Source organism: Pedobacter agri PB92, assembly GCF_000258495.1.
GTDB lineage: Bacteria > Bacteroidota > Bacteroidia > Sphingobacteriales > Sphingobacteriaceae > Pedobacter > Pedobacter agri.
Map to the genome: position 1 here is coordinate 24,845 of NZ_AJLG01000034.1, position 8,857 is coordinate 33,701.

Genomic DNA, 8,857 nt, shown 5'->3' on the forward strand with positions numbered 1-8,857 from the left:
TTTCAAATGTGTACCTTTGAAAACCATCTTAAAAATCAGATTATTTTAGCATGTCGATAAAACAATATTTGCTCCTCCTCCTTTTTTTTACTTCAACGTCCACATTACTTGCTCAAAATAAATTTACGCTAAGCGGTACTATTCGCGATGGAAGTTCAGGTGAAACGCTTATCGGTGCTACGATTAAGATTTCCGGGCCAACTTTTGCAGGAACACAAACCAATAATTACGGGTATTTCGCATTAACTCAACCTGCCGGTAACTATACAGTCACCATCAGCTACTTAGGTTTTATTCCGGTTACGAAAAACATCAATCTTAATAAGGATACAAAGCTGAATGAGGAACTCAAGGTAGGAAACGATTTGGGTGGAATTGTAATCCGTGCCAAAAACCGTAAAAATGAAAATGTAAAAAGTGCACAAATGGGTTTAGAGCGCATTGATATGAAAGCGCTGAATTCTATTCCTGTTTTGTTGGGAGAGAAGGACATTTTAAAAACCATTCAACTTTTGCCTGGCGTAAAATCGGGTGGGGAAGGAAATACTGGTTTCTACGTCCGTGGTGGTGCTGCCGATCAGAATTTAATCATTTTGGATGAAGCTGTAGTTTACAACTCATCACACTTGTTAGGATTCTTTTCTACTTTCAATGCCGATGCCATTAAAGATGTGAGTTTGTACAAAGGCGGAATGCCTGCTCAATATGGCGGTCGTTTATCATCAGTTTTAGATGTGAAGATGGATGATGGAAACAACAAAGAATTTAAATTCCAAGGTGGAATTGGTTTGATTGCCTCTCGTTTAAAAGCAGAAGGACCAATTGTGAAAGATAAGGGTTCGTTTATGGTGAGTTTTAGAAGAACCTATATTGATCTGTTTTTACAGGCATCTCCAGACTCATCTATCAATGGCAGCACTTTGAATTTTTACGATATCAATGCAAAAGCCAACTACAAAATAAACGACAAAAACACCATCTATATTTCGGGTTATTTTGGTAAGGATAATATTGGTGTGAAAGATCTTTTTGAAAATAACTGGGGGAATGTAACCACAACATTTCGTTTGAACCATATTTTCAACGACCGCCTGTTCTCCAATACCTCTTTAATTTACAACAACTATAATTATACGGTCAGGCTGCTGAATGATGTAACCAATTTCAAAGCGACATCCTTGGTTCGCGATTTTAACTTTAAGGAAGATTTTCAGTATTTCAGCAATAAACATACATTGAGGTTTGGCCTTAATGCTACCCATCACCGCATCTCGCCAATTGATATTACCACTTCGCAAGAATCGCAGGTTAATCCGTTAACGCAGGAAAAACGGTATGGATTGGAGACGGCGGTTTATGTTTCTGATGAGTGGGCTGTAAATGAAAAGCTAAATTTCCTGTATGGTGCAAGGTTGGCGGCCTTTTCACTTTTGGGGCCAGGAAATTTTGGAAGTTATGATGCAGATGGAAATGTTTTATCATCAGAAAAAGTAACCAGCGGGAAATTTTATAAAAATTATCTCAATCTCGAACCACGCTTTTCGGTAAGTTATCTTTTTAATGAGGAAAATTCCGTAAAAGCTTCATACAATCGGAACACACAAAACATTCATATTTTAACCAATGCGACGTCCAGCTCACCAACGGATCAGTATGTATTGAGCAGTAACAACATTAAACCAGAAATTGCCGATCAGGTGGCAGCAGGTTACTTCCGGAATTTCAATGAAAATAACTATGAATTTTCTGGTGAAGTATATTATAAATGGATGCAGAACCAAATTGATTACCGCGATGCGGCTGAACTTTTGGGCAATGCGAATGTAGAATCAGAGCTTTTGTACGGAACGGGCAGGGCCTACGGATTAGAACTGTTTTTTAAAAAGAAGTTTGGTAAGTTAAATGGATGGGTTGGGTATACTTTATCTAAAACAGAAAGAAAATTTGCGGAATTGAATAACGGAAATTATTTCCCGGCAAGGCAAGATCGAACGCATGATGTATCGTTTGTAGGAATTTATAATTTGAACAAACGCTGGACTTTTTCATCGAGTTTGATTTACAGCACCGGAAATGCTGTAACTTATCCGGCAGGGAAATATATTGTTGGCGGGCAAACGGTTTATTATTATACCCAAAGGAATGCAGGCAGAATGCCCTACAATATGCGTTTGGACTTAAGCGCTACGCTTGAAGGAAAAAATAAAGGTAAATTTCAGTCGAGCTGGAACTTTGGAGTATATAATGCTTTGGGTAGAAAAAACCCTTACTCAATAGAATTTATCAATGATCCGAATGATCCTGGTAAAACCGTTGCCGAACAAACCTCGCTATTTGGAATGATTCCTTCAGTAACCTGGAATTTTAAATTTTAATGCCATGAAGAAACTTATTATATATATCGCAGTAATCAGTTTTTGTTTTACTTCCTGCAAGAAAATCATTGATGTAGATACCACTAATGCCGAGCCACAAATTGTAATTGAAGGAAAAATTACCGATCAGGCGGGTGGTGCATCTGTAATTATCAGCAAAACTGTTGGTTATGATGAAAGTGGTGTTTATCCGAAGGTTTCAGGAGCATCAGTTGTTGTTACAGATCCCAGTAACGGAATGGTGGTTACCTTTTTTGAGCAAAGTCCAGGGGTTTATTCGCAAACTTTGAAGGGGATCCCCGGCCATACTTACAATTTAAGTGTTAAGGTAGATGGCAAAACTTATACGGCGAGCTCAACCATGCCGAAGCTTGTAAAACTCGATTCTATTGGCGTAGTAAGCAATTCATTTTTTGGCAATGAAAGGAAAACAGCAGCTGCTTTTCTGGTTGATCCTGCAAATGAAACCAATTTTTACCATTTCAACTTATACGTAAACAACGTTTTTTCTAAAAGAGTTTACGTTAATAACGACCGATTAACCAATGGAAATAAATTGCGTATTCAGTTATATTATGAATCGAACGATGATGATGACGATGGTTTGAAAACCGGTGATGCGGTTATCGTTGAGATGAAAGGAATAGATTCTAATATATTCGACTACTGGTATACTTTGAGCCAGCAATCGGGGCGTGGGCCAAACCAGGGCACAACGCCGGCAAATCCTCCATCAAATATTTCGAACGGTGCGTTGGGTTACTTTAGTGCGCACACCTATCAAAGGCAGTCGATTACGGTAAAATAATATTTGCAAAACCCGCATGGCTTTTAGCTGTTAACCTTAGATGAAAGTATTTATTAGCGGTAACATTGCTCCGGCTGCTTTACAGCGGCTGGAAGAAAATAATATTTCCATTACCCAATGGAATGAAGATCGACAAATTACAACCGATGAGCTAATTGAAGCTTGTAAAGACCAGGATGGCTTTATCAGTGTAGGCCCGAATAAAATTAATGCCGATTTTTTAAATGCCAGTAAGCACTTGAAGGTAATTGCACTGCATTCTGTAGGTTTTGATCAGGTTGATGTTGAAGTAGCCAAAAAATTAAATATTCCCGTTGGAAATACGCCAGGAGTTTTAAGCGCTGCAACAGCCGATACGGCCTTTCTGCTGATGCTGGCAGTTTCAAGAAAAGCCTTTTTTGGCTATAGAAAAATAACAGATGGCAACTGGGTAAAATATGAGCCTGCTCAAGAACTTGGAATCGAACTAAATGGCAAAACACTTGGCGTTTTTGGCTTGGGGAAAATCGGATTGGAAATGGCAAAAAAATGTAAAGCTGCCTATAACATGAAGGTGGTTTACCATAATCGTTCAAGAAACGAAGTGGCTGAAAAGGAAATAGCGGCTGAGTATCTTTCATTCGATGAACTTTTAGCGCAAAGCGATGTGTTAACTGTGCATACGGCACTTACTTCTGAAACTAAAGAGAAATTCTCAATGGAGGTTTTTCGGAAGATGAAATCCAATGCTATTTTTATTAATACAGCTAGAGGTGGCATTCACAACGAGCAGGATTTAATTAAGGCGCTTGAAGAGAAAGTAATTTGGGGAGCCGGTTTAGATGTAACCAATCCTGAGCCTATGGACAAAAACAATCCGTTATTATTTATGGAAAGTGTTGCTGTTTTACCACATATAGGTTCGGCAACCGAAGAAACCCGGGAGGCGATGGCTGGATTAATTGTCGAAAATATTCTGGCAGGATTAAATGGCGAGAAGATTCCTTATCCGATTTATTAGCATTTCTTAAAAATTACAAAGGCATATGTTTTTTAAACCTATGCCTTTGTAATTTAGTTCACTTATTTTTTGCCATTGGTCGGGATTTGCAATCTCAACCTTTGAAATGTTAATGCGTAATCCACATTGAAATAAATTAAATTTTATTTTACCAGATACCTCAGCACCGACCGACCCAGGTTGCCGTTACCATCAATCCCTTCAATAATTACTTTGTACTGCCCTTTTCCATCAGCATTATAAAATTCAAAAGATGAATTCCCGGTAGCATCGGTTACAATTTTAGGATTCCAGTAAATCGTGGTTCTTAAGTCGTTTCTGTTCATGTTTGCAGCAACATCGTAACGTGGAGAATAAAATTCTTTCTCTTTATTGTAACCTTGCGGTGAAAATGTAAGCTCATAGCTTTTAGGCAACATATCTAAAAGTTGGGCCTTCGATATTTTTTGACCTTTTGGTGCTTTCTTCTGATTAATTACAATCACACCATTAACATTATTGGCTCTATTCACTAAACCTAACTGGTCTCTTAAAAATATTTCAATTGATTCGATGTCATTTGCGTTTAATGTGTTAATCTGATTTACATCCACATTCATCCCATTGATAAAAACACCCATAGGTACCCTGTTTCCCTGATTATAATCTCTGCTTACGTAGAAAACATTATCTATAAATGTTACCCCAGGCATCAAAGTCTGTAAACAATTAATCAACAAATTACAGCCCTGTAATCTATCTCCGGTAATTTCGTGATCTGCAATTTGGCTTAGGCCACTTAAGGCAGGATAATCTTTATGACTAACTTTTGGGATCGTTGCCGCTTTAATGGTTACATCTTTCAAAGTATGCAGGTAAGCGTACTGCCTTTTGCTGTTATCCAGGTAAGTTGTTAAAGCACTGTCTATGTTGACAACCTCTTCTGCTGCACTAAAGTTTCTGGTTAATGCCGGTACCGGCGATCCGTTTAAACTAATGGCCATAGCTTTGTAGTTTACATTGTACTTGGCAGAAACAGTTACTTTAGATGAATCGTTTAAAACCAGATTCTGCACCCTGAAGTTACCCACAGGGTCTGTGGTAATCTGGGTATTAAAACGTTTGTCAGGGATAGTTACCAGAAGTGTTCCTTTTCTTACGGGGATACCATTGTTCATTCTTAATACCCCCGATAGTTCGATGCCCTGCTCAGGTAAGAAGCTTATTTTTGGTAATTGTCCGCTTAAAATATCTGTGTACTTAAAACTACGATAGCCTTGTGTTAAAAGAAGTGCATCTAAATCAGCATTTTTCTTGGCATCTGGTGAATTGAAATAATAATTTGGTTTTTCAATATAACCTTTCAAATCACTGCTCAATAATAACCCGGTTAAAATGGTAGTTGTGCCATCTTCGCTGGCTGGAACTTTACTTTCGTCGATTACTGCTACAGAAAATGTACCCTCTACAGGTGCGCCGTCTTTTTTAGCGGAAACATTAACTTTTACTTTTTTCTTAATTCCAGATGTAGGCGTAGGCGTTGACAGCGCTAAATTTAACGTGTTTTTGTTTTGCACAAAAACCAAACGTTCGCTTAAAGGTTTACCTGCATCGGTAAATAAAGTGAACTGTGCAATGCCCATTGGGAATTTTGATTTCGGAATAGTTGTAGTGTATTCTTTGGTTGATAAAGCCGTTTGCGCACCATAGCAGATTACACCTTTACTTTGTGCAACCAGATAAAGTTTTTTAGTGCGGTTTTGATCATAAAAAGCATCGTTGGAAACAATTTTTACCAGCACATTTTCTGCGTTACTGTTATCAATACTGATGGTAATTCCAGAGGCTTTGACTTCAGGTAGATTGTAGCTTCCGGTAGTTCCATCTGAATAGGTAACGTTGGCTTTATAAGTTTTGCCACTCTCTGCAAGCAGGTTGAAACTACCCATACCCAAATGCTGAGCTGTAAAAGTAGCCACTTGTTTGCCATCATTATCTGTAACCGTTCCTTTCGAATTAATTCCCAATCCATCGCTTTTAATGGCTTTAAAAGCTACCTTATTGGTCAATCCGGCAATCAGGTTTCCACCTTCAGGAAAAAGTTGAAAATCCTTTTTAACAATGGCGGTGTTTAACGAGAAATTATTGTAAACGATATCTTTTTCAGTAGTATTTAAAGACGTAATTAATTCGCCTTTGTTTAACTGATATTCTGCTTTTTGATTGGCTGACATGCTAATTGTTAAATAACCATTGGCATCAGTTGTTCCACGCCCTTTTGCTATTACCGTGAAGCTGGTAACCACCTGCCAGTTCACATTTCTATTGGCATATGGTTTGTTATTGGCGTCCTTAAACTGCACACGGGCATCAATTTTTTCAAGCTTATCTGTAGAGGTGTTTTTGTAGCTGATATGTGTTTTTACTTCTTTATCAATGGCTTCACCAACAAAAAATGTTTTGTTGAAATAGCTTGGATCTTCGAAATTCATCATCCACATGGTATAAGCCCGTATATGATAATTGCCCTGTTTGTAGTTTACCTGATCTAACGGGAAACTTCCGTTTGCTACACCACTGGTAATGGGTAGTTTTAAAGTTTGAATAAGCGAATCCTTTTGATTGATCACATCAACATACACGATTTTGCTTAATCCGGATAAAAAATTTTGATTTTCTGTAATGTAAGCTTTAAACCAAACTGTATCTGCAATGGCGTAATAAGGCTTATCAAAATGAAGATATATTTTTTCAGTAGGGTAATCGTTTAAAACCTTATTGGTTTTCGCGATTAAAGTGTTTATGCTCACGGTATCGGTTTGTGCCGAGGAAGATAAATTTAGTAATGATAGAATGGAGAGTATTAAAAACGATAATCTAAAAATCTTCATGAATTGGAAATTAAATACTAATGGGTAAATATATCCAATTAAAAATAGAGCGCCTAAATTGTAACAATGTTTAACATTTTTTTACAAAAGGAAACTACTCCTTCAAGTTATCAGCACAAAAAAAAAGCGAGCTAATTGAGGTAGCCCGCTTATAATTTTTTAAGATTTCGAATACTTATTTGTACTCAATTACAAATTCGTTTAATGGCTTACGTACCTTTTTAAGGTTAACCAACCAGTCACCAGCTTCATCTCTGTAACCTAACGGCAATAGCGTAACGCTTTTTAAGTGCTTTTCACCTAAACCCAATAATTCATCAAGTTGAGAGGCGTTGAAACCTTCCATTGGAGTGGCATCAACTTTTAGCGAAGCAGCTTCAGCAAGTGCAATGCCAAAGGCAATATAAGCTTGTTTGGCCGCATGGTTGAAGTTTTCTTCTGCTGATCTAGATAAAATCATGCCTTTCAACTGGTTTTTATAATCATCAGTAGTTTCTAAAGGCAAACCACGTTCCGTGTTCATTCGGTTGAAAACAGCATCTATTCCCTCTTCGGTATAGTTTTCTTGCGCAGCAAAAACCAATAAGTGCGAGGAATCGATCACTTGAGATTGGTTGAATGCAATTGGTGCAATTTTTTCTTTCAACTCCTGATTAGTGATCACGATTACTTTGAAGGGCTGTAAGCCAGACGAAGTAGGAGCCAACGAAGCGGCTTTTATAATTTGATCAACCTTTTCTTGTTCTACCGGCTGACCATTCATTTTTTTAACGGCGTAGCGCCAGTTTAGTGCATCTATTAAACTCATGGGATTATTTCAATTTTATAAGCCAAATATGTACATAACAATTTTTTATAATGTTGATGTATGGTAAGAAAACCACTTACTATCGAAAAAGATAGTCCGGGCAAATCAGGGAATAAATCTTAAATCACTCCTCACTGGAAAATGATCAGATAACTTGGCTTCGGTAATGTGATAATTTAATACTTCGAGTTTTTTCGAAGTCAGAATGTAATCAATTTGAAAATTAGGGAATTTGCCGTTGTAGGTTTTACCCATGCCCGAACCTTTTTTAATAAATGCGTTATTTAAATTTTCTGAAATTTGGGTAACAACGTACGAAGCTGGGGTGTCATTAAAATCGCCTGCAATTAAATAGGGTGTTTTGCAGGACGTCATTTCTTTTTTCATAAGGTCAACCTGTCCGCTTCTTTTTAAAAATGCACTTTTAAGCATCCTCAAAATGCGTTTGGAAGGCTGAAGCTGGGTATTCATCTCTTTCACCTTATCCAAATATTCATAATCCTGTTTCTCAAATGAAATGGATTGGAAGTGTACATTATAAACCCGTAAAGTTTTCCCTTTGACGTTTAAATCAGCATATATGCTCATGTTCCCGTTGTAATCATCAACAAACGGAATTTTACCGCTATTTACTACCGGATATTTGGAGAATATCGCTAAACCATAAGCTTCATAGTCGTTTTTGTTTGTCGGAACAAAATAGAAGTGTTTAAGTTTTAATGTGTTTTTTAAGCTATCAATGATATCGAAATTGCCTTTGTATCTGGTGTAAAATTCCTGAAAGCAGATAATATCAGGATTTTGATCTTTCACCACTTTAAGCATTTTTTCTTTCACCGATTCATCGTTTTCACCACCATAAAGCTTAAAGGTGTGCACATTGTAAGTCATCATTCTTACACTACCTTCCACCTTTTCGGGGCCACCTTTATCACCGCCAAAAGCGAAAGTGGCCTTAAATGTTCTTAACCCAATAGCGATAACTACGATACTAGT

6 protein-coding genes are annotated in these 8,857 nt (G+C 37.4%); 3 read left to right on the top strand and 3 right to left on the bottom strand.

Translation table 11 applies throughout. From position 1 onward, the window contains the following. Positions 1–50: 50 nt before the first annotated feature. From ON09_RS07145 to ON09_RS07155, 3 genes are read left to right on the top strand one after another with little or no spacing between them, the layout of a single operon-like run. Entirely contained in the window at positions 51–2,375 is a 2,325-nt protein-coding gene (locus tag ON09_RS07145; RefSeq protein ID WP_010600375.1) for a TonB-dependent receptor, read from the top strand. Positions 2,376–2,379: 4 nt separating this feature from the next. Continuing rightward, positions 2,380–3,183, top strand: a complete 804-nt coding sequence (locus tag ON09_RS07150) for a DUF4249 domain-containing protein (protein ID WP_010600376.1) — start codon at positions 2,380–2,382, stop codon at positions 3,181–3,183. Positions 3,184–3,223: 40 nt separating this feature from the next. Then, complete coding sequence (locus ON09_RS07155; protein ID WP_010600377.1) at positions 3,224–4,183, top strand: 2-hydroxyacid dehydrogenase; 960 nt, start codon at positions 3,224–3,226, stop codon at positions 4,181–4,183. A gap of 143 nt (positions 4,184–4,326) precedes the next feature. Here the strand turns inward: ON09_RS07155 and ON09_RS07160 are convergent, their stop codons facing one another. The 3 genes from ON09_RS07160 to ON09_RS07170 all read right to left on the bottom strand — a co-directional run. Beyond that, the gene (locus ON09_RS07160; protein ID WP_029204176.1) at positions 4,327–7,053 is read right to left on the bottom strand and encodes an alpha-2-macroglobulin family protein; all 2,727 of its coding nucleotides are present in this window, start codon (positions 7,051–7,053) and stop codon (positions 4,327–4,329) included. 175 nt (positions 7,054–7,228) lie between these two features. Continuing rightward, complete coding sequence (locus ON09_RS07165) at positions 7,229–7,861, bottom strand: NAD(P)H-dependent oxidoreductase (RefSeq protein WP_010600379.1); 633 nt, start codon at positions 7,859–7,861, stop codon at positions 7,229–7,231. 105 nt (positions 7,862–7,966) lie between these two features. Further along, positions 7,967–8,857, bottom strand: an 891-nt coding sequence (locus ON09_RS07170; RefSeq protein WP_010600380.1) for an endonuclease/exonuclease/phosphatase family protein, incomplete at its 5' end; no start/stop codon positions are given.

Coding starts and splice junctions, on each gene's coding strand:
- ON09_RS07150 (WP_010600376.1), top strand. CDS start 2,380: ATGAAGAAACTTATTATATATATCGCAGTAATCAGTTTTTGTTTTACT.
- ON09_RS07165 (WP_010600379.1), bottom strand. CDS start 7,861: ATGAGTTTAATAGATGCACTAAACTGGCGCTACGCCGTTAAAAAAATG.
- ON09_RS07155 (WP_010600377.1), top strand. CDS start 3,224: ATGAAAGTATTTATTAGCGGTAACATTGCTCCGGCTGCTTTACAGCGG.
- ON09_RS07145 (WP_010600375.1), top strand. CDS start 51: ATGTCGATAAAACAATATTTGCTCCTCCTCCTTTTTTTTACTTCAACG.
- ON09_RS07160 (WP_029204176.1), bottom strand. CDS start 7,053: ATGAAGATTTTTAGATTATCGTTTTTAATACTCTCCATTCTATCATTA.